We start from the raw sequence: 19,692 nt of genomic DNA on the forward strand, positions 1-19,692 counted from the left end.
AACAGCCCCGCACCCTCACCGCCCGCGGGCACAATCGCACCTCACGCCTGACGAGCGCGGCTCAACCGCCCCGCACCCTCACCACCCGCGGGCACGTCCGCACCGCACGCCTGACGAGCGCGGCTCAACCACCTCGCACCCTCACCACCCGCGGGCACAACCGCGTGCCGCGTCAGACGGGCGCGGCCGAACAGCCCCGCACCCTCACCGCCCGCGGGCACAATCGCACCGCACGCCTGACGAGCGCGGCTCAACCGCCCCGCACCCTCACCACCCGCGGGCACGACCGCGTGCCGCGTCGGACGGGCGCGGCCGAACAGCCCCGCACCCTCACCGCCCGCGGCAGGACCGCACCGCACGACGGCCCACCGGAGGTATCGCCTCCAGTGGGCCGTCCGCCGTTTGCGGGCCGTCTAGCGGCTCACTTGGCGTAGAACGCGTTGTAGATGGAGATCGTCGACTTGTTGCCGTTCTTGTCGGCGATCTTGGCGTGGAACGACAGGCCCTGGCCCTTGGCCGGGTTCTTGTAGGTGATCTTGCCGTTCCTGACCGTGAGCTTGGTCCAGGTCCTGCCGTAGTCGTACGACACCCACACCGACAGCGACCGGAGGTTGCGGCCCGCGGCCGCGCCCTGGACGGTGACCGGGATCGTGACCTTCTTGCCGGCCTCGACGCGGCTGTCCGGACCGGTGGTCGCGCCGAAGCGGACGGTCGAGGCGGGCAGCTGGGCGCTGTCCACCTTCTTGGACCTGAACGTCCAGCTCGCGTCAATGCGGGTGGACGCCGCCGCCACCTTCACGCTGCGGATGACCGAGGTCGTCAGCGTGTACGTGGCATCGGCGGAGGGAACCCTGAAGGTCTCCAGGCCGAACAGCGGGTCGCCGTTCGAGCCGACCTTGGTGGTGCCCCGGTACAGCGTCGTCTTCACCGACATGAAGTCGGAGGATCCGGCGTGCCCCTGCCCGTCCGCGAACAGCGGCAGGTATCCGTAGATGTCGTTGCCGACCCGGAAGACGCCGTACTCGGAGTTGATCACCGGCCCGAAGACCGCGGTGTTGAGGGTCTTGGTGTAGGTCCTGCCGCCCATGAGGAGCTGCGGGTCGCCCAGCGTGTAGTAGGCCTCCGAGACCGGGAAGCCCTTGGCGTCCCTCTTGCCGCCGTACTGCGAGAAGTCGAACGTCCACTGCGCCTTGTCACCCGTGGAGACGTACAGCGTGCGCGTGCCGCGCAGGTTCTGCTCGACGGGGACGTTGTAGCCGACGTCGGTCGGTGTCTCGGCGTGGACGCCGACCGCGCCGGTCTTGCCGCTGCTCGCGGCGCCGAGGTTCAGCTTCAGCGTGGCCAGCTCGCTCGCCTTGTAGTGGCGTACGTGCGCGCCCTCGAGCTGCTTGACCGCGGAGCCGGTGAACACGTCGTACTCGGCCGTACCGCCCTTGGTCCACTGGCCGAACCAGGACTGGGAGAGGCCGGAGGGGACCGCCGGACCCACCTGTGCGACGCGGATGTCCGCGAAGGACGGCGCGGACAGGGCCAGGGCCGTGCCCGCCGGATCGTAGACGTACGACACCGTGGCGGACTTCGGTTCGGCCGAGGCGTCCGGAACCGTGATGTCCGCGGACCTGGCCTTGTTGAGGTCCAGAGTGATGGCGGTGTCCTTGGTGACGCTCACCTTGGGCTGGACCAGCCAGTCGTAGCCGCCCTCGCCGGAGGTGAGGTCCTTCACGGAGAGGGAGTCCAGCGCGTACGTGCCCTTCGGCACGCGGATCTTCACGGTCGTCGCGGAGCTCTGGGAGAAGTACTCCTTGCCCGCGTCGGCACCCGAGACGGCGACCAGGTCGCTGAGGTGGACGGGCGTCTGTCCGTCACGGTTGACGTACCTGAGGGTGACGTCGTACGACTCCGCCTCGCGCTCCACGGCCGCGGCGGTGCGCACGCTCTGGCCGCCGCCCGTCGCCGTCACATACGCCGAGTACGCGCCCTGGACGGTGCCGCCCAGCTTGCTGTTGACGGCGACCGGGACCGACGCCGTGCCGCCCGCGGGGACGGTGACCGTCTTCGCGCCGAGCGTGAAGAAGCCCGAAGGCGCCGCCTGGCCCTTGGGGTTGGTGGCGGTCAGCGACAGCGTGAGGGTGACGGCGGACTTGCCGGTGTTGCGGTACGTCAGCTGCTTGATGACCGGCGTGTCGTCGGTGTGCGGCCACTGGGCGATGCCGAAGCTCAGGGACGACGGTTCGGCGAGCACGGTCTGCCTGATCGCCCGGTCCACGGCGATCCGGCCCGAACCCTGCTGGAACGCGGTGTAGTTGCCGCCCTTCGCGGAGCCCGTCAGCACGGACTTCAGCTCGGCGAACGTCCAGTCGGGGTGCTCCTGCTTGAGGATGGCGGCGGCGCCCGCGACGTGCGGGGTCGCCATCGACGTACCGGAGATGGTCAGGTATCCGGCCGGCTTCTCGCCGACCTCCCGGTCGATGAGGCTGCCCGGGGCCGCGGCGGCGGTGATGTCCACGCCGGGCGCGGTGACGTCGGGCTTGATGGCGCCGTCGAGGCCGGGACCGCGGCTGGAGAAGTCGGCCCGCTTGTCGTTGTCGTCGACCGCGCCGACGGTGAGCGCGTCGGCCGCGCTGCCCGGCGATCCGATGGTCTTCTCCCCGGCCTGGCCCTCGTTGCCCGCGGCGATGGCGAACAGGATGCCCTTCTGCTCGGAGAGCTTGTTCACCTCGGCCTCGAGCGGGTCGATGTCGGGCGTGTCGGCGCCGCCCAGGCTGAGGTTGACGATGTCGGCGCCCTGCTGGGCGGCCCACTCCATGCCCGCGAGGATGCCCGAGTCGTCGCCGTATCCGTCGTCGTCGAGGACTTTGCCGCTGAGGATCCTGGCGCCGGGCGCGACGCCCTTGTACTTGCCGTGCGACTTCGCGCCGGTGCCGGCCACGATGGACGCCACGTGCGTGCCGTGGCCGACCTTGTCGTCGGTGGTGGCGGAGGTGGAGAAGTTCTTGGCCTCGATCACCTGGCCCTTGAGGTCCGGGTGGTCGGCGTAGACGCCCGTGTCCAGCACGGCGACCTTGACGCCCTTGCCGGTGTAGCCCGCGGCCCAGGCGGTCGGGGCGCCGATCTGCGGCACGGACTTGTCGAGGCTGGCCTTGCGCATGCCGTCGAGCCAGACGTGCGCGATGCCGGAGGCGGTGGCGTGGCCGTCGGTGACGGCCTTCCAGAGCTCGGCCGCGTCCCGCTGGGGCGTGAGCACCGCGTCGGCGTTCAGGGACTTCAGGGTCCGGCGGAGTGTGCCCGCCTCGCGGACGTCGGCCTTCGCGGCAGCGGCGGCGCCCTGGTAGCCGACGATGACCTTCAGGCCGTTCTTCTGGTCCGCGCGGGTCCGCGACGAGTTGAGCTCGGTGATGTCGAACAGGCGCCGGTCGATCTTCCCGTCGGCGATCAGACCGGCCGCGTCGGCCGGCACCACATAGGTGTGTCCGGCGGTCTTGCGGACCTGAACCGGAACGCTTTCCCGGCCCTTGGCCCGCTCCAGGCCGACGACACGGCCCTTGGCGTCGACGACGACACGGTCACCGGTGATGAGCGTGATCCGGTGCTGGGCCGTCAGACCGCCCGCCGCGCCGTGTGCCGTGGGCGCGGGCTTGGCCGACGCCGGGCTGGTCATACCCGCCGCCAACGCCACGGCGGCCGTCGTGGCGACGGTCGCCGTGCATGCTCTTTTCACTTGTCTGCGCAAGACTCCCCCTGGAGATGAGGTACCGGGCGAATTCCCCGTTCACCCGGGCGGGGGTGGTCTCGTACATGCGCACGTCAACCCCCCGATCAGGCAGTATGCCGAGGGGTGATCAAGGCCTCAATACGGGGGCCGTAACGACTCGGGACGACCGGACGTCCATGAGACGACCCCCCGAACGCCCCCCGAACGCCCCCCGAACGCCCCCGGAACGACCCACCGAACAGCCCACCGAGCGGCCGAGCACGGGCACGCGAGTTCGCTTTTCCCTGCTCCGCGCGGTCTTGCGGGCGCTCCCCGCTCCATGGGACCGGAAAGAACGGTGAGAACGCTATGGCCGCGCTCCGGGCCGGCTGTGGGAAGGCCGAAGCGCCCGGAGCCTTGTCGGCGGCCGTGGGAACGCGAAGGCGCCCGCAAGCCCTGTCGGGGGCTGCGGGCGCCTCGGTGATCTACCGCCCGGGTCCGCCGGAGGTCGGCGTCAGACGGCCGAACCCGCCTTCCACTGAGCCCAGCTCATGTTCCAGCCGTTGAGGCCGTTGTCCGGGGCGACCGTCTTGTCGCCGGTGTTCTCGACGACCACCACGTCACCGATCAGCGAGTGGCTGTAGAACCACGCGGCCGGCGTGCTCGGGTCGTTCGCGCCCTTCTTGTCCTGCAGGCCGACACAGCCGTGGCTGGTGTTGACGTTGCCGAAGACGGAGGGGGCGCCCCAGTAGTTGCCGTGTATGAAGGTGCCCGACGTGGTCAGGCGCATCGCGTGCGGCACGTCCTTGATGTCGTACTCGCCCTTGCCGTCGGAGTCGGTGAAGCCGACCGTGGCGCCGTTCATACGGGTCTGGGTGAACTTCTCGGAGATCACCATCTGGCCCTCGTACGTGGTGTGGTCCGGCGCGCCCGCGGAGATCGGTATGGTCTTGACGACCTTGCCGTCCTGCGTGACCTTCATCTGCTTGGTCTTGGCGTCGACGTACGAGACCTGGTTGCGGCCGATCTTGAAGGTGACCGTCTTCTGCTGCACGCCGTAGACGCCGCTCGCACCCTCGACGCCGTCGAGGTTCAGCTTCATCGTGACGGTGGAGCCCTCCTTCCAGTACTGCTCGGGCCGGAAGTCGAGGCGGTTCGCGCCGAACCAGTGGCCGACGATCTCCTGCCCGCTGCTGGAGGTGACAGTGATCCCCTTCTGCACGGCGGCCTTGTTGGTGATGGCCTTGTCGAAGTTGATCGAGACGGGCATGCCCACGCCGACGGTCGAGCCGTTGTCCGGCGTGAAGTTGCCTATGAAGGAGTGCGCCGGGGCGACGGTTGTGAAGGAGGCGTTCTCGTGGGCGTCGCGGCCGGAGGAGTCCTTGGCCGTCACGGCGATCTTGTACGTGGTGGCCCGATCGAGCTGGGTGGTCGGGGCCCAACTGGTCTTGTCGGCGGACATCTGCCCGGCGACGGGGGTGCCGGACGCGGTGGTCATGGTGACGTTGGTGAGGGTGCCCTTGGCGACCGTGACCTTCGCGGCGTTGTTGATGGAGGCGTTGTCGGAACCGTCCGCCGGCGTGATCTTGATCTGTGCCTCGGAGGTCTTCTTGGCGGCCGCCTCGTCGACCGAGGCCTGCGAGTCCTTGTTGTCCCCGCCACCACTCGCCGCCGAGCTTCCTCCGCTACACGCGGAGAGCACCAGCACCCCGCCGAGCAGTGCGGACGCGGCCATCAGGCCCTTGCGCCGCTTACTGGTCGTCATCACACGCTTCTCCATGGTTGCCGAATCCCCAAAACCCCGTCGAGTCCCCGCAAGAACCCTCAACGGTACGACCGGTTCGTCCCGTTCCACATCCGGTGCCGGTGTGGGACACACCACGTCGGCCCGACGGGTGCCCGAGGGTTCCCCGCGTCATGCGGGACACCAGGGAACGTTCCTTGAGACGACGGAGCCCCGGGCGCCGGTTGCCACCCGGGGTCACCATTCTCCCAAGGCGTGTCAGCCGAGTCGGACCTCCTCGTCGTCCTCGTCGCCCCCCGGCTCATCATCCTCGCCGAGCGCCCAGTCCGGCGAACCGGGGTCGTAGTCGACGATCTCGCTGCTCCAGGACGCCTGGGCGAGTTGGACGCCCGGCACCTCGCCCAACAGGTCCGAGGGCTCGACGAGATAAGCGACGGCCTCGGCTGTGTCCTCCGTCACCGCGCTCTCCGTGTAGGTGCGCTCCCCCTCGGGCATGTCCGGATCCTCCGCGATCCGGCGCAGGGCGGCCTTGGTGACGGCGTCGACATCGTCGATCTCGACGACCAGTTCCACCCGAAGGCGGACATACCGTGATTTCTCAGAAGTGCTCATGGCGCGCAGCGTACGGCCCGAACAGCTCGCGACTTTCCCACGACCCGCGCCTTTCACTAGCATCGCTCCACACGGCCAATTCGTAAGCGCCCCAGGGGGATCGGAATTTCGTGTCCGCCGCACGTCGATCGTCGTCCACCACCCGCCGGACGTTGCTGACCGCCACCGCCGCGGGGACCCTGCTGGGTGCCCTGTGGTTCGTGCCGTCCGCGAACGCGACCCAGAACACGCCGGAGAGTCCACGGACCGCGACGTCGACGACCACCGACCGGACGACGGCGGACACGACGGACACAGCGGACGCGACGGGCACGACGGCCCACACCGAACTGGCCGACACCGGCAGTGTGGACACGACGCCGTACGTCATCGGGGGGACGCTGTTCCTGGGCCTGGGAGCGGGTTTCGTGACGTATTCGGTACGGCGGGAGCGCACCGAGGCGTACTGAGACCTTGGCGAGGCGGCCGACGACCTCGTCGGTGATCAGCGCCCCGAGCAGGGCGAGGGCGAGCATGACCGGGATCTGCACCAGGCCGAAGAACACCACGCGGCGCACGCCGGAGGTGAACTGCGGGTCGGTGAAGGCCTGCTTGTAGTTGGCGAACCAGCTGAAGTGGTCGCCGCCCACCAGGGTGGAGGTCCTCAGGCTCAGCCAGAAGGCGTAGCCGAGCGGGGCGATGAGGAAGGCGAGGAACAGCAGCGTGAACGGGGTGACCAGCAGCAGGCCCATGCCCCCGTGCCGGTTCCGGGCGCTCAGCCGGCCGGACCGCGGTCCGACGCTCCGGCCGGCGGCCCGGACCTCACGGCCCTCGGCGGCCGCCGCTGCCGAGGACCGTGAGGTCCGGGCCGCCGGTGACCCCTGTCGGAGCAGGCTCATCACATCTCCTTGAGCGTTCGGGCAGGCCCCCGCCGACGGTGAGGAGGCGTACGCGGCCGGCGGGGGCGGTAGGTGGGGTGGTCCCCGAAGGGCTACCGGCTGACTACTGGCTGACCTTGAAACCCTGCTTGGACGCGTAACCCGTCACCTGCCGCTGGATGTTGTCCGCCACGGACGACCAGGGCGTCTGTCCCTGGAGGGCCTTGCCGACCTCACCGGTCCGCGTGTTGTAGGCGTAGTCCTGGAACGGGCTCCAGTCGAAGGTGCCGATGGTGTTCGCGGCGGGCCCGAAGATCTTGTTGACCTGCTGGCCGCCGAAGAAGTCGTACTTCTTGTTCTGGAAGTAGGAGCCGGTCAGGATCGGCGTGGCGAGCGGGAACAGGTACGCCTGGTCGATGCCGATCTTCCAGGCGGCCTCGGAGGTGCCGAGCAGCTCCCGGGCGACCTGGGTTGCCTGCTTCGGGTTCTTGGTCTGCGTGGTGACCGCGAATGTCGAACCGCCCCAGTCGCCCTCAGCGTTGCCGCCCGCCGTCCACTGCGGCAGCGGGGCCGCACGCCACTTGCCCACGGTCTTCTTCGCGACGCTGGAGAGGTGGCCGGGGCCCCAGCCGGCGGCGAGGTAGGTGGCGTACTTGCCGCTGCTGAGGCCGTTGTGGAAGTCGGTGGTGGCGTACGACGCGGTGTCGACCAGCTTGTTCTTCACCAGGTCGCCCCAGTAGTCGTACACCTTCTTGGCGCCGTCGTCGTTGAGTTTGATCCCGATGTTCGGCAGCTTGCTCGCCGAGTAGGTGTACGGGCGGGAGCCGGCCTGCCACATCAGGCCCTGCAGCCAGCCCGCGGCGGACTCGTCGCTGCGGAAGTCGGTCATGTACGCCTTCGGGTCGGCGGCGTGCAGCTTGGCCGCCTCCTGCTTGAACTCGTCCCAGGTGGTGGGCACCTTCAGCTTGAACTTCGTGAAGATGTCCTCGCGGTACAGCATCGCCATCGGTCCGCCGTCCACCGGGATGGCGTAGACGTGGTCGCCGTCGGAGACCTGGTTCCAGGCCCAGGGGACGTACTTGTCCTTGTCCTCGTTCGCACCGTACTTGCCGATGTCCAGCAGGCCCTTGGTGAGCTGGATCGTCGGCAGCTCCTGGAACTCCAGCATGACGACGTCCGTGGCGCCCTGACCGGCCTTCAGCGCGGTCTTCGGCTTGGTGTACTCGTCCTGGCCGACGCCTGCCTGCACCCAGTCGACCTGGACGTCCTTGTGGCTCTTGTTGAACTCGTCGACCACCTGCTTGAAGTCCGGGTACCAGGCCCACACCTTGATGTGCACCGGGCCGCCGCCCGCCGCGCCGGAGCCGCTGCCGCCCGAGCCGCCGGAGCCGCAGGCCGCGACGAGCACGCCGGCGAGGGCGGCGCACGCCGCCACGAGCGCCCGGCGGAGGGGGCGGGGCTGTGTGCTGGAAGACATGCTGCTACAGCGACCTGGTGGCGCTGGGCGCGATGCACACACTGGCCTCGCGCGGGCTGCGCGTCCCCGAGGACGTCGCGATCGTCGGCTACGACGACATCGAGGACGGCCGCTACGCCAACCCGCCCGTCACGACGATCTGCCCGGACAAGAAGATGATCGCGGAGACGGCGGTGGAGCGGCTGCTGAAGCGGATCGGCAGCTCGACGCCGGTACCGGGGCTGGAGATCCGGGCACCGCACCGGCTGGTGGTGCGGGAGAGCACGGTGGGTCGGCGGGCGGCGGGCGCGCAGCAGCCGGAGGTGCTCGCCCCCGCCGCCTCTGTCTTTCCGTCCCCCGGGGCTGCCGCCCCGGACCCCTGACCGGGGCTGCTGCTCCCCGGACGCCGTCCGGCACCGGCGGCGGGCTCGGTGAGGGCCGCCCGGAGTGGCGGGCTCGGTGAGGGCCGCCCGGAGCGGCGGCCCTGCTCTCACATGCTCAGGCCAGCGGTCCCGTGACCGACTCCACCGCCGCGAGCAGACGGCCGTCCCGCACGAACGCGTCCGCCACCGCGAGGTCCGGGGCCAGGAACCGGTCCGGGCCGGGGCCCTCGACGCCCGCCTTGCGCAGCGCGGTGATCGCCGCCTGACTGGCGGGGGCCGGGGTCAGACCCTCGCGCAGTTCGATGGCGCGGGTCGCCGCGTACAGCTCGATCGCGAGGACACGGGTCAGGTTGTCCACCGCCGTGCGCAGCTTGCGGGCGGCCGACCAGCCCATGGAGACGTGGTCCTCCTGCATCGCGGAGGACGGGATCGAGTCGGCGGAGGCCGGTACGGCGAGCCGCTTCATCTCGCTGACCAGTGCCGCCTGCGTGTACTGGGCGATCATCAGGCCCGAGTCGACGCCCGGGTCGTCCGCGAGGAACGGCGGCAGGCCGTGCGAGCGGTTCTTGTCCAGCAGGCGGTCCGTGCGGCGCTCGGCGATCGACGCCAGGTCCGCCGCCGCGATCGCGCAGAAGTCCAGCACGTACGCCACCGGGGCACCGTGGAAGTTGCCGTTGGACTCCACACGGCCGTCGGGCAGGACCACCGGGTTGTCGACGGCCGAGGCCAGCTCCCGCTCGGCGACCAGGCGGGCGTGGGCCAGCGTGTCCCGTCCGGCGCCCGCGACCTGCGGGGCGCACCGCACCGAGTAGGCGTCCTGGACGCGCGGCGCGTCGTCCTGGTGGTGGCCCGTCAGGCCCGAACCGGTCAGCACGGCCAGCATGTTGGCGGCCGATGCGCCCTGCCCGGGGTGCGGGCGGATGGCGTGCAGCTCCGACGCGAGCACCTTGTCCGTGCCGAGCAGTGCCTCCAGGGAGAGCGCGGCCGTGATGTCGGCCGCCTTGTAGAGGGTGTCCAGGTCGGCGAGGGCCATGAGCAGCATCCCGAGCATGCCGTCGGTGCCGTTGAGGAGCGCGAGGCCCTCCTTCTCGCGCAGCTCGACGGGGGTGATGCCGTGCTCGGCGAGGAGTTCGGCGGCGGGGCGCACGACGCCGTCGGGCCCCTCGGCCTCGCCCTCGCCCATGAGGGTCAGCGCACAGTGGGACAGCGGTGCGAGGTCGCCGGAGCAGCCGAGGGAGCCGTACTCGTGCACGACCGGGGTGATGCCGGCGTTGAGGAGATCGGCCATGGTCTGCGCGACCTCGGGGCGTACGCCGGTGTGGCCCGAGCAGACGGTCTTCAGCCGCAGGAACATCAGGGCGCGCACGACCTCCCGCTCCACCCGCGGGCCCATGCCCGCCGCGTGCGAGCGGACGATGTTGCGCTGCAGCTGGGTGCGCAACTCCTGGCTGATGTGCCGGGTCGCCAGCGCGCCGAAACCGGTGCTGACCCCGTAGACGGGGTCCGGCTTCGCGGCCAGCGCGTCCACGATCCCGCGGGCCGCCGCCAGGGCCGTCAGGGCTTCCTCGGAGAGCTCTATCCGGGCGTCCGCGCGCGCCACGGCGAGAACGTCGGACGCGGTCACCCCGGACGTCCCCACCACCACAGTGTGCATATCCATATTCAGGAGCGTACGCAGTGAATTCGAAGATGTCACCAGTGGGGTGCCGGTTCACCCCTTACCAACCTCGGGCGGGGCTCAGCGCCGGCCGCGGAACCTGCGGCGCTCCCCGGCGGGCGGCGGCGCGTCGGCCAGGCGGACGACGGGGTCGTCCGGGCCCTCACGCCCCGCGACCACGGGCTTCGCGGCGTGCAGGGCCTTCGCGCGGTACTGGGCCGCGTCCGCGAGCCGGAACAGCCGGCGGGCCGAGTGGACCGGACCGATCGGGTCCTGGGTGGAGGCGACCCCGCAGGCGACACCGTCACCGATCTCCAGTTCGGCGGCACGGCGGCACACCTCGTCGGCGGCCCGCACCACCTCGTCGGCCGAAGGACCGACCGTCAGCAGACAGAACTCGTCACCGCCCAGCCGCGCCACCAGCGCACCCGGCACCATGGCACCGCACAGCGACAGCACCGACCCGAAACGTTCCAGCAGCCGGTCGCCCACGGCGTGCCCCTGCGTGTCGTTGACCCGCTTGAGCCCGTTGACATCGCAGACGACGAGCGAGACCACGACCCCGTCGACGCGGTGCTGTTCGATCGCCTCCTCCAGGCGTACGTCGACGGCCCGGCGGTTGGCGAGGCCGGTGAGGGCGTCGGTGAAGGCGAGCCTGCGGGCCTCCTCCAGGCGTTCGGTCTGCGCGATCCCGGCGGCCACCACAGAGGCGAGCACGGTGGCGAAGTCCGCGTCGTCGGCATCGAAGAGGGGCTCACCGGCCGGGCGCGCCACGTACAGCTCGCCCCAGGCGCGGCCGTGCAGCACCACGGGCGCGACGACACAGCAGCCCCGGCCGCGCCGGCGCAACGCCGCGACCCGCTGGTGGCAGTACCCGGGGTGCCCCGTGGCAGGCCCCTCGGCGGTCTCCACCCAGGCGCTGGGGCCGCCGCCGCCCGCCCAGCGCTCGTGCAGGAACTCGGTGATCTCCGGGAACTGGTGCACGGGGTACGCCTCACGCTCGGGGAACTCCTCCTCCTCGGGCGCCCGCTCCCCCACGTTGACGAGGACCCGCAGCCTTCCGGCCTCCCGCTCCCACACCGACAGCGCGGCGAAGGTCCCGGCGAGCGCCCGGCACGCGCCCAGCGCGGCGGCCCGCCAGGCCTCGCGCGGGGTGTGCGCCGCCGCCATGCCCTGCGCCAGCGCCACCACGGCCCTCAGCCGACTGTCCTCAGCCACGAGTCCAGGCTAGGGGCTGCCCTGCGGTTCAGCGCGCGTGCCAGGCATCGCGACGCCGCGCTGAACAGCAGGGCATCCCCTGGGACGATCAGCGCGGTATGCGAGACATCGGTACGGCGATCAGGCGCGCGGGGGATCCGGCGCGCGGGGGATACGGCGGCCGGGGCTACTCCCCCGGCCACTGCGGGGTGCGCTTCTCGTTGAAGGCGGCGACCCCCTCCGCACGGTCACCGGAGAACGCCACCGAGCGCCACGCCGCGTCCTCGACCTCCAGTCCGGTACGCAGGTCCAGGCCGTGGCCGAGCCTGAGCGCGCGCTTCGCGGCACGCAGGCCGACCGGGGAGTTGGCGGCGATGCGGGCGGCGAGCGCGAGCGCCTCCACACGGTCCCGGCCCTCCGGTACGAGGTCGTCGACCAGGCCCAGCTCCCGCGCCTCGGCAGCCGCCAGGCGCCGGGCCGTGAAGATCAGCTCAGCGGCGCGCGCGGCGCCCACCCGGCGGGGCAGCAGCTGCGTACCGCCGCCGCCCGGGATGACGCCCACGGACACCTCGGGCAGCCCCACCACCGCCGTTGCGTCCGCCACGATCAGGTCGCAGGACAGGGCCAGCTCGAAGCCGCCGCCCAGCGCGAAGCCGTGCACGGCGGCGATCGTCGGCATCGGCAGCTCCAGGACGCCGGTGTAGGCGGCGCGGGCGAGGGGACGCTGGCGCATCAGGTCGGCGTCCGTGAAGGAGTTGCGCTCCTTGAGGTCCGCGCCCACGCAGAACGCCCGCTCGTGCGTCGAGGTCACCACCGTCACCCGGGCGTCCCGGTCGGCGCCGAGGTGCGCACACGCGGCGGCGATCGAGCGGGCCATGTCCGTGGACACCGCGTTCATGGCCTTGGGCCGGTCCAGCGCCAGCTCCGCGACATACCCGTGCCGCCGTACGACGACGTACTCGCCGAACCGCCGCTCGTCCCCCTGCTCCGCCATGACGCCCTCCTGGTTAACGCGGGTTAACTGCACGACCGCTCCGATCATCGCAGTCGAAGCGGCCCCGCGAAAGCCGCCGGGCACCTTCGGCGGGTGCGGGTCATTTACCGGGTCGTGTCCCCGTTCGAGTGAATTCGAGTTGCCTGCGCATCACCCTCCCCCGATCTCCACATAATCTGCGCACCGCTACGGCACATCGGGGGAGTGCGGCGGCGACCGGGGAGGGACGGGGCATGACGACGGACGCGGACACAGACACGGACACCGGCGACACCACGGCGACGGTGCACACGACGACGGTGGACAACCACTCCGGCCCCCTCTGGTCCCGCCCGGCCGGCCGGCACCGCAAGCCCCGCCACCGGCGCCTGGCGCTCGCCGTCGGCGGGTTCGCGCTGGCCGCCGGGGCCCTGAGCCTCGTACGCCTGGCACCCGAGTCGGTGACGGGCGGGGGCGGCACCGCGGAGGCCGAGCCACGGATCGACGTCAGCGACACGGCGGCGACGGTCGCGGGCCGGCCGTCCAAGGGCACCGCCGGGCCCTCGACGACCGCCCTCAGGGGAAGGTCGGACGCGGTGCCGTCCATGTCGGGCGGCGCGAGCCGGTCCGGGCGCCCGTCCACACCGGCCCCGCGGGCCACGGACCCCGCGACCGGCATCCCGGAGGCACCCTCGACGCCCACGGCTGCACGGACGCCCGAGCCCCCGGTCACGGCGACGGCCGCCCCACCGTCCGTCCCGTCCCCGACCACCGCGGCGCCGTCGGCACCGGCGACCTCCGATCCCCCGGGGCTGTGCGTCCCGCTCGTGGGGCTGTGCGTCCACGGCCTGTAGGCCGCTGCACCCCGGGGAGCGGGTCGGACGGCTAGGAGGAGCCGTCCCGCCGGGTCAGCAGCCACGGCTCGATCACACCGAGGCCGCGCACCGGGCGCTGCCACATCGGCTGGAGCGCGAAGCGGTGGGTGGGCGGCTCCTTGCCCTCCTTCTCGGCGGCGGCAGCGGCTTCCGCGGCCTCCGTCTCGGAGGCGGGCGCCTCCCCCGTGCGGATCAGCTCCTCCGCGAAGTCGTGGTCCACCAGGACGGCGTCGCGGGGCGCTATCGACGTCAGTCGGCTCGCCAGGTTCACCGTCGTACCGAAGACATCGCCCATCCGGGTGGTGACCGTGCCGAAGGCGATGCCGACGCGCAGCTCCGGCATGGTCTCGTCGTTCGCCATGGTCTCGATCAGGCGCAGGGCGATCTCCGCGGCCGTACCCGCGTCGTCCGCGGCGAACAGCACCTCGTCGCCGAGCGTCTTGATGAGCCGGCCGCCGTGCGCGGCGACCAGGTCGGCGGCGGTGGTCTCGAACGCCTCGACGAGTTCGCCGAGCTCCTCCTCCTCCATACGCCGTGTCAGGCGGGTGAAGCCGACCAGGTCCGCGAAGCCGACGGCGAGGCGGCGGTCGACCATCTCCTCGTCGTCCGCGGCCTGCACCACCCGGCCGGTGGCGGCGGCGAGCTGGCGTCGCCAGACGTAGACGAGGAACTCCTCCAACTCCGGCAGGAGCAGCTCGACCAGCGGGTATGTCACCTCCGTGCGGGTCATGCCGGGCTCGGGCGGCTCGGTCAGGCCCTCCAGGAAGGAGTCGATCTGCCACTCGGCGAGACGGGCCGTGGTCTGCCCGGTCGAGCGGGCGACCTGCACCGCCATCGCCTCGCTGAGCAGGCCCGCCTCGACGAGACCGGCCAGACGCCGCAGGGCGAGGACGTCCGCCTCGGTCAGCGCCCTGGCCTGGCCTATGTCGGCGAAGCCCATGGCCCGCCAGAAGCGGGACGCCAGTTCCATCGAGACGCCCGCGCTGCGGGCCGCCTGGAAGGGGGTGTAACGGCGCTCGGCCCCCAGGATGAGCTGCTCGAGGCGGAGCGCGAGGGGGTTCTCCTCGAACTCGGCGTGTGCGTCGCGCCCCGGTTCACCGTCGGGGGCGGGTGGTACGCCCGTGCCCGAGCCCGTGTCGTCGACGGTCACGCGTGCTGCCCTTCCGATCTGCCGCGGTCAGGTATCGACCGCGGTCAACTCTACGGCAGGTGTGCGGTAGCTCACTCCCCAGCGGCCGTTACCTCCCCGGAGCGGGGTGCGCACGGCGTCGGACGGCCGTTTGGAGGGCTCCTTCGGGCAGGGGACCCCCAGGCGGGCGGGTTGGTGCTCACGCAGGCCGCAGGTGCACGACGTCCCCGGCGCCCACCGGCTCCTGCACCCCGTCCTCCGTCGCCAGTACGAGTCGCCCGTCACCGTCGATCGCCACCGCCTCCCCGGTGATCGTGCGGTCGCCCGGGAGTTCCGCGCGGACCAGGCGGCCCAACGTGGCACTGCCCGCCGCGTACGTCTCCTGCAGCCCGCTCGCGGCCGGGTCGCCGCCCGCCGCGCGCCAGCGGCCGTACCAGTCCTCCAGCGAGCGCAGTACCGCCCTCAGCAGCGTGTCGCGGTCGGTGGTGCGGGCGCCCGCCAGGGCCAGGGAGCCCGCCACCGGCACCGGCAGCTCCTCCTGGCGGAGGGTGACGTTGATGCCGATGCCGATCACGACCCCCTTGTCCCCGGCCCGCTCCGCGAGGATGCCGCCGGTCTTGCGCTCCTCCTCGCCCACGGTGACCAGCACGTCATTGGGCCACTTGAGTGCCGTGTCGACGCCGGCCGCCCGCGCGAGCCCGGTCCCGACCGCGACGCCGGCCAGCAGCGGCAGCCAGCCCCAGCGGGCCACGGGCACCTCGGCCGGGTCGAGCAGGACCGAGAAGAACAGCCCGGAGCGGGGCGGAGCCGTCCAGACCCGGTCCAGCCGCCCGCGCCCCGCGTTCTGCTCCTCGGCGACGAGGACGGCGCCCTCGGCGGCCTGCCCGGCCGTGGCGCGGGCGACCAGGTCGGTGTTGGTGGACCCGGTGCGCTGCACCACCTCGAACCCGGTCCACAGTCCGCCCTCGCGCACCAGCCCCCGGCGCAGCGCGGCGGCGTTCAGGGGCGGGCGGTCGAGGTCGGACCAGCGGCTGCCACCACCTGCGGCACCATTCGACCTGTCGTTCGCGTCAGAGGAATCTCGCGGCATCATGCAAGCCACCCTAGGTGTGGTAAACGCCGCACTGCCGATCGGTAGGCACACCACTACGCTACGGATGAGTAACCGTTCCTTCTTCTGAGCACTTACAGCACGTACAGGTAGCACCTCACCCTCACGTCCCCACTTGAGCAGGCAGGGAGCCGCATCCCGATGTCCGAGCCGGAAGAGATCGACGTTCACACCACCGCGGGAAAGCTCGCGGACCTGCAGCGCCGCGTGCAGGAGGCGACGCACGCCGGCTCGGAGCGCGCGGTCGAGAAACAACACGCCAAGGGCAAACTGACAGCCCGTGAGCGAATCGAACTGCTGCTCGACGAGGACTCGTTCGTCGAGCTGGACGAGTTCGCCCGGCACCGCTCCACCAACTTCGGGCTCGAGAAGAACCGGCCGTACGGAGACGGTGTCGTCACCGGATACGGGACCGTGGACGGCCGCCCCGTCGCGGTCTTCTCCCAGGATTTCACCGTCTTCGGCGGGGCGCTGGGCGAGGTCTACGGCCAGAAGATCGTCAAGGTGATGGACTTCGCCCTGAAGACCGGCTGCCCGGTCATCGGCATCAACGACTCCGGCGGCGCCCGGATCCAGGAGGGCGTCGCCTCGCTCGGCGCGTACGGAGAGATCTTCCGGCGCAACACCCACGCCTCCGGGGTCATCCCGCAGATCTCGCTCGTCGTGGGTCCGTGCGCGGGCGGTGCCGTCTACTCCCCCGCCATCACCGACTTCACGATCATGGTCGACCAGACCTCGCACATGTTCATCACCGGCCCGGACGTCATCAAGACCGTCACCGGTGAGGACGTCGGCTTCGAGGAGCTGGGCGGCGCCCGCACCCACAACTCCACCTCCGGCGTGGCCCACCACATGGCCGGGGACGAGAAGGACGCCATCGAGTACGTCAAGCAGCTGCTGTCGTACCTGCCGTCGAACAACCTCAGCGAGCCCCCGGCCTTCCCGGAGGAGGCGGACCTGTCCGTCACGGACGAGGACCGCGAGCTGGACACGCTGGTGCCCGACAGCGCCAACCAGCCGTACGACATGCACACGGTGGTCGAGCACGTCCTGGACGACGGCGAGTTCTTCGAGACGCAGCCGCTGTTCGCGCCGAACATCCTCACCGGTTTCGGCCGGGTCGAGGGCCGCCCGGTGGGCATCGTGGCCAACCAGCCGATGCAGTTCGCCGGCTGCCTGGACATCGACGCGTCCGAGAAGGCCGCCCGCTTCGTGCGCACGTGCGACGCCTTCAACGTCCCGGTCCTCACCTTCGTCGACGTGCCCGGCTTCCTGCCCGGCGTCGGCCAGGAGCACGAGGGCATCATCCGCCGCGGCGCCAAGCTGATCTACGCCTACGCCGAGGCCACCGTCCCGCTGATCACGGTGATCACCCGCAAGGCCTTCGGCGGCGCGTACGACGTCATGGGCTCCAAGCACCTGGGCGCCGACCTCAACCTGGCCTGGCCGACCGCCCAGATCGCCGTCATGGGCGCGCAGGGCGCGGTCAACATCCTGCACCGCCGCACGATCGGCGAGGCCGACGACCCGGAGGCGACCCGGGCACGGCTGATCCAGGAGTACGAGGACACCCTCCTCAACCCGTACATCGCGGCCGAGCGGGGCTACATCGACGCGGTGATCATGCCGTCGGACACCCGCCGCCACATCGTCCGCGGCCTGCGTCAGCTGCGGACCAAGCGGGAATCCCTTCCCCCGAAGAAGCACGGCAACATCCCTCTGTAACCCCCGGGACTCTTGGGAGCCGTCATGAACATCAAGGTCATACGGGGCAATCCGACCCCGGAGGAGCTGGCCGCCGCCCTGGCGGTGGTCCGCGCCCGCGCCGCGGCGGCGGCCGCCACGCCGTCCGGCGCGGCGCACCGGGACTCCTGGGCCGACCCGGCCCGTGTCGCCGCCCACCGCCTCCCCCAGCCGGGCCCGACGGCCTGGGCACGCACCTTCTGGCCCGGCTGACCGGCAGCGCCTCGCGTACGTCCGGCACGTCCACGACGGCTTCCGCAGGTGCGGCACGCCCGGCGCGTCCGGCGCGTCGGGCACCTCCGCGGCGGCTCCGGCCGTCACCGCGTACCCGCGTTACGGGTGCGGGTGACCGCCGGAGCCGTATGCCGCCGTCGGCGGGCGGGCGGACGGCCGGACCCAGGGGTCGGGGCCGGAAGTTGAGTACGGGTACTCAGGCGCCACCGCACTCGGCCGCCGGACGATGGAAGGCATGCTGTGGTCCGACCCCGATGACGAACCGCCGGAGGAACTCCGCGAGACCCAGGAGATGTTGAGGCGGCTGGGGGTCCTCATGGCGCTGGCCATGCTGCTGGCGATGATCATCATCGGCGCCAGATGAGGGCCGCCTATACGCTGAGCGCATGACCGATCAGCCGCGCCGCCGTCTCGTTCTCGCCTCCCAGTCCCCCGCCCGGCTCGGACTGCTCCGACAGGCCGGGCTCGACCCCGAGGTCATCGTCAGCGGGGTCGACGAGGACGCCGTCACCGCCCCGACCCCCGCTGAACTCGCGCTCGCGCTCGCCGAGGCCAAGGCCTCCGTCGTGGCGGCGAAGCCCGAGGTCAAGGGCGCCCTGGTGATCGGCTGCGACTCTGTGCTCGACCTGGACGGCGAGGCCCTCGGCAAGCCCGCGGACGCCGAGGAGGCGACGGCCCGCTGGAAGTCGATGCGCGGACGGGCGGGCACGCTCCAGACCGGGCACTGCGTCTACGACACCGTCAGCGGGCGGTACGCGTCCGCCACCGCGTCCACCGTGGTCCGTTTCGGTGAGCCGACGGACGAGGAGATCGCCGCCTACGTGGCCTCCGGCGAACCTCTCCACGTCGCCGGAGCGTTCACGCTGGACGGCCGCTCCGCGCCCTTCATCGACGGTATCGACGGCGACCACGGCAACGTCATCGGCATCTCCCTGCCCCTGATCCGCCGGCTGCTGGCCGAACTGGGCGTGGGCATCACGGAGTTGTGGGCGCCGCGGGAGCGTTGAGCGGGGCCGGCCCAGGTTCCGTCGCACCGGCCCCAGGGGCGTTCAGGGCGTGACCGGTGCCGGGCCGCCGTCCTCCATGTGCCCGGCCCGCTCCGGGGAACCGGCGGGCTCCGGCGCCTGCCGCGCGGCCCTGTCGCCGTCCTCCGGGCCGCCGTCGGCGGGCGGCACACCGGCCGCCGGGCCCTCAGGGCGGTCGTACGTCATCAGGGTGAGCACGATCAGCCCGAGCACCACCATCAGACACGCGAAGGCACCCCAGCCGACCAGGCCGACCACGAACGCCCCGAGCAGGCCGTGCACCACCGCGGCGCTGATCAGCAGGATGCGCCAGATGCCGCACGGCGCGCGGTCGCGCACGGCGACCAGCAGGGCGGCCAGCCCGCACACCACGAAATAGAGCCCGAAGACGACACCGGCCACCTTCGACGACACGGACATGGCGTGCGGATCGACGCCGGCCATGGACATGTGCTGCCGATCGACGACCACTCCGAGGAGCCAGTTCAGCAGCACTACGCCGAACGCCTCCACGAAGAGGACGATCGCCACGACCCATGCCACCGGTCTGCGGACCACCGGCCCCCACCCACCTTCGAGTGCCCTCTGGCTTCCTTCAGCATCGCGAACGCTACTAACGGGTAAACCTTCGGACAAGAGGCCCGGCAGGAGCAAAGTTTCGTTGGGCCATTAGTAGGGACTCCACAAAGAAACACGACGGGCGGCGGGACTACTTCATAGAGACCTTGGCCACGTCGGAGGGCTAGGGTTTTCCGGTGGATTCCCATGTGCGGCGGTGCGACAAGGGACTTCGCAGGTTGAGTGAGCCTCGTTTCACGCTCCGTGTGGGCAAGCTCACCACCGGGGATGGGTCGAAACGTCGTGTCGGCAGTCCCTAAACTCGGCTTGTTTCAAGGAGAGGGAGCCAACGTGCGCAAGGTGTTGATCGCCAACCGTGGCGAAATCGCTGTCCGCGTCGCCCGGGCCTGCCGGGACGCCGGGATCGCCAGCGTGGCCGTGTACGCC

General features: G+C 71.3%; 18 protein-coding genes. 8 read left to right on the forward strand and 10 right to left on the reverse strand.

The window, feature by feature from the left end:
• Positions 1-421 precede the first annotated feature (421 nt).
• The 3 genes from ACFYZJ_RS17365 to ACFYZJ_RS17375 form a co-directional block, all read right to left on the reverse strand.
• Positions 422-3,718, reverse strand: coding sequence for a S8 family serine peptidase (locus tag ACFYZJ_RS17365; protein WP_388568534.1), 3,297 nt, complete (start codon positions 3,716-3,718; stop codon positions 422-424).
• A 487-nt stretch (positions 3,719-4,205) separates the two neighbouring features.
• Positions 4,206-5,456, reverse strand: a complete 1,251-nt coding sequence (locus ACFYZJ_RS17370; protein ID WP_388568536.1) for an Ig-like domain-containing protein — start codon at positions 5,454-5,456, stop codon at positions 4,206-4,208.
• A gap of 237 nt (positions 5,457-5,693) precedes the next feature.
• Entirely contained in the window at positions 5,694-6,047 is a 354-nt protein-coding gene (locus ACFYZJ_RS17375) for a hypothetical protein (protein ID WP_388568539.1), read from the reverse strand.
• 110 nt (positions 6,048-6,157) lie between these two features.
• On the opposite strand from ACFYZJ_RS17375, the gene ACFYZJ_RS17380 reads away from it, so the two are divergent.
• Positions 6,158-6,496: a hypothetical protein gene (locus ACFYZJ_RS17380; protein WP_388568541.1), complete on the forward strand. Its 339-nt coding sequence runs from the start codon at positions 6,158-6,160 to the stop codon at positions 6,494-6,496.
• Between the two features lie 532 nt (positions 6,497-7,028).
• On the opposite strand, the gene ACFYZJ_RS17385 is transcribed toward ACFYZJ_RS17380, so the two are convergent.
• Positions 7,029-8,381, reverse strand: coding sequence for an ABC transporter substrate-binding protein (locus tag ACFYZJ_RS17385; RefSeq protein ID WP_388568544.1), 1,353 nt, complete (start codon positions 8,379-8,381; stop codon positions 7,029-7,031).
• Here ACFYZJ_RS17385 and ACFYZJ_RS17390 point away from each other — a divergent pair.
• Positions 8,366-8,743 (forward strand): substrate-binding domain-containing protein, encoded by a 378-nt coding sequence (locus ACFYZJ_RS17390; protein WP_388568546.1) that lies wholly within the window; start codon positions 8,366-8,368, stop codon positions 8,741-8,743. The genes ACFYZJ_RS17385 and ACFYZJ_RS17390 overlap by 16 nt on opposite strands.
• Before the next feature lie 115 nt (positions 8,744-8,858).
• On the opposite strand, the gene hutH is transcribed toward ACFYZJ_RS17390, so the two are convergent.
• The 3 genes from hutH to ACFYZJ_RS17405 all read right to left on the reverse strand — a co-directional run bounded on the left by hutH (position 8,859) and on the right by ACFYZJ_RS17405 (position 12,591).
• Positions 8,859-10,397, reverse strand: coding sequence for a histidine ammonia-lyase (gene hutH / locus ACFYZJ_RS17395; protein WP_388568616.1), 1,539 nt, complete (start codon positions 10,395-10,397; stop codon positions 8,859-8,861).
• 84 nt (positions 10,398-10,481) lie between these two features.
• Positions 10,482-11,618, reverse strand: coding sequence for a diguanylate cyclase domain-containing protein (locus ACFYZJ_RS17400; RefSeq protein WP_388568549.1), 1,137 nt, complete (start codon positions 11,616-11,618; stop codon positions 10,482-10,484).
• A gap of 166 nt (positions 11,619-11,784) precedes the next feature.
• Entirely contained in the window at positions 11,785-12,591 is an 807-nt protein-coding gene (locus ACFYZJ_RS17405; RefSeq protein ID WP_388568551.1) for an enoyl-CoA hydratase/isomerase family protein, read from the reverse strand.
• Positions 12,592-12,824: 233 nt separating this feature from the next.
• On the opposite strand from ACFYZJ_RS17405, the gene ACFYZJ_RS17410 reads away from it, so the two are divergent.
• Entirely contained in the window at positions 12,825-13,424 is a 600-nt protein-coding gene (locus ACFYZJ_RS17410) for a hypothetical protein (RefSeq protein WP_388568553.1), read from the forward strand.
• A gap of 31 nt (positions 13,425-13,455) precedes the next feature.
• Here ACFYZJ_RS17410 and ACFYZJ_RS17415 read toward each other — a convergent pair whose 3' ends face one another.
• Both ACFYZJ_RS17415 and ACFYZJ_RS17420 read right to left on the reverse strand, forming a co-directional pair.
• Positions 13,456-14,595 (reverse strand): adenylate/guanylate cyclase domain-containing protein, encoded by a 1,140-nt coding sequence (locus tag ACFYZJ_RS17415; RefSeq protein ID WP_388568555.1) that lies wholly within the window; start codon positions 14,593-14,595, stop codon positions 13,456-13,458.
• A 178-nt stretch (positions 14,596-14,773) separates the two neighbouring features.
• Entirely contained in the window at positions 14,774-15,667 is an 894-nt protein-coding gene (locus tag ACFYZJ_RS17420) for a biotin--[acetyl-CoA-carboxylase] ligase (RefSeq protein WP_388568558.1), read from the reverse strand.
• 159 nt (positions 15,668-15,826) lie between these two features.
• On the opposite strand from ACFYZJ_RS17420, the gene ACFYZJ_RS17425 reads away from it, so the two are divergent.
• The 4 genes from ACFYZJ_RS17425 to ACFYZJ_RS17440 all read left to right on the forward strand — a co-directional run bounded on the left by ACFYZJ_RS17425 (position 15,827) and on the right by ACFYZJ_RS17440 (position 18,669).
• Complete coding sequence (locus tag ACFYZJ_RS17425; RefSeq protein ID WP_388568560.1) at positions 15,827-17,410, forward strand: acyl-CoA carboxylase subunit beta; 1,584 nt, start codon at positions 15,827-15,829, stop codon at positions 17,408-17,410.
• A 24-nt stretch (positions 17,411-17,434) separates the two neighbouring features.
• Positions 17,435-17,641, forward strand: a complete 207-nt coding sequence (locus ACFYZJ_RS17430) for an acyl-CoA carboxylase epsilon subunit (protein ID WP_388568563.1) — start codon at positions 17,435-17,437, stop codon at positions 17,639-17,641.
• A 256-nt stretch (positions 17,642-17,897) separates the two neighbouring features.
• Positions 17,898-18,026 (forward strand): morphogenic membrane protein MmpB, encoded by a 129-nt coding sequence (gene mmpB, locus ACFYZJ_RS17435; protein ID WP_388568565.1) that lies wholly within the window; start codon positions 17,898-17,900, stop codon positions 18,024-18,026.
• Between the two features lie 22 nt (positions 18,027-18,048).
• On the forward strand, positions 18,049-18,669 hold the full coding sequence (locus tag ACFYZJ_RS17440) for a Maf family protein (protein WP_388568568.1): 621 nt from the start codon (positions 18,049-18,051) through the stop codon (positions 18,667-18,669).
• 42 nt (positions 18,670-18,711) lie between these two features.
• Here ACFYZJ_RS17440 and ACFYZJ_RS17445 read toward each other — a convergent pair whose 3' ends face one another.
• The gene (locus ACFYZJ_RS17445) at positions 18,712-19,245 is read right to left on the reverse strand and encodes a hypothetical protein (protein ID WP_388568571.1); all 534 of its coding nucleotides are present in this window, start codon (positions 19,243-19,245) and stop codon (positions 18,712-18,714) included.
• A 351-nt stretch (positions 19,246-19,596) separates the two neighbouring features.
• On the opposite strand from ACFYZJ_RS17445, the gene ACFYZJ_RS17450 reads away from it, so the two are divergent.
• On the forward strand, positions 19,597-19,692 hold a 96-nt coding region (locus ACFYZJ_RS17450; RefSeq protein WP_279617129.1), incomplete at its 3' end, for a biotin carboxylase N-terminal domain-containing protein.

Origin of the sequence: Streptomyces sp. NPDC001848 (genome assembly GCF_042891915.1) — a bacterium.
In the GTDB taxonomy this organism is placed as follows: domain Bacteria; phylum Actinomycetota; class Actinomycetes; order Streptomycetales; family Streptomycetaceae; genus Streptomyces.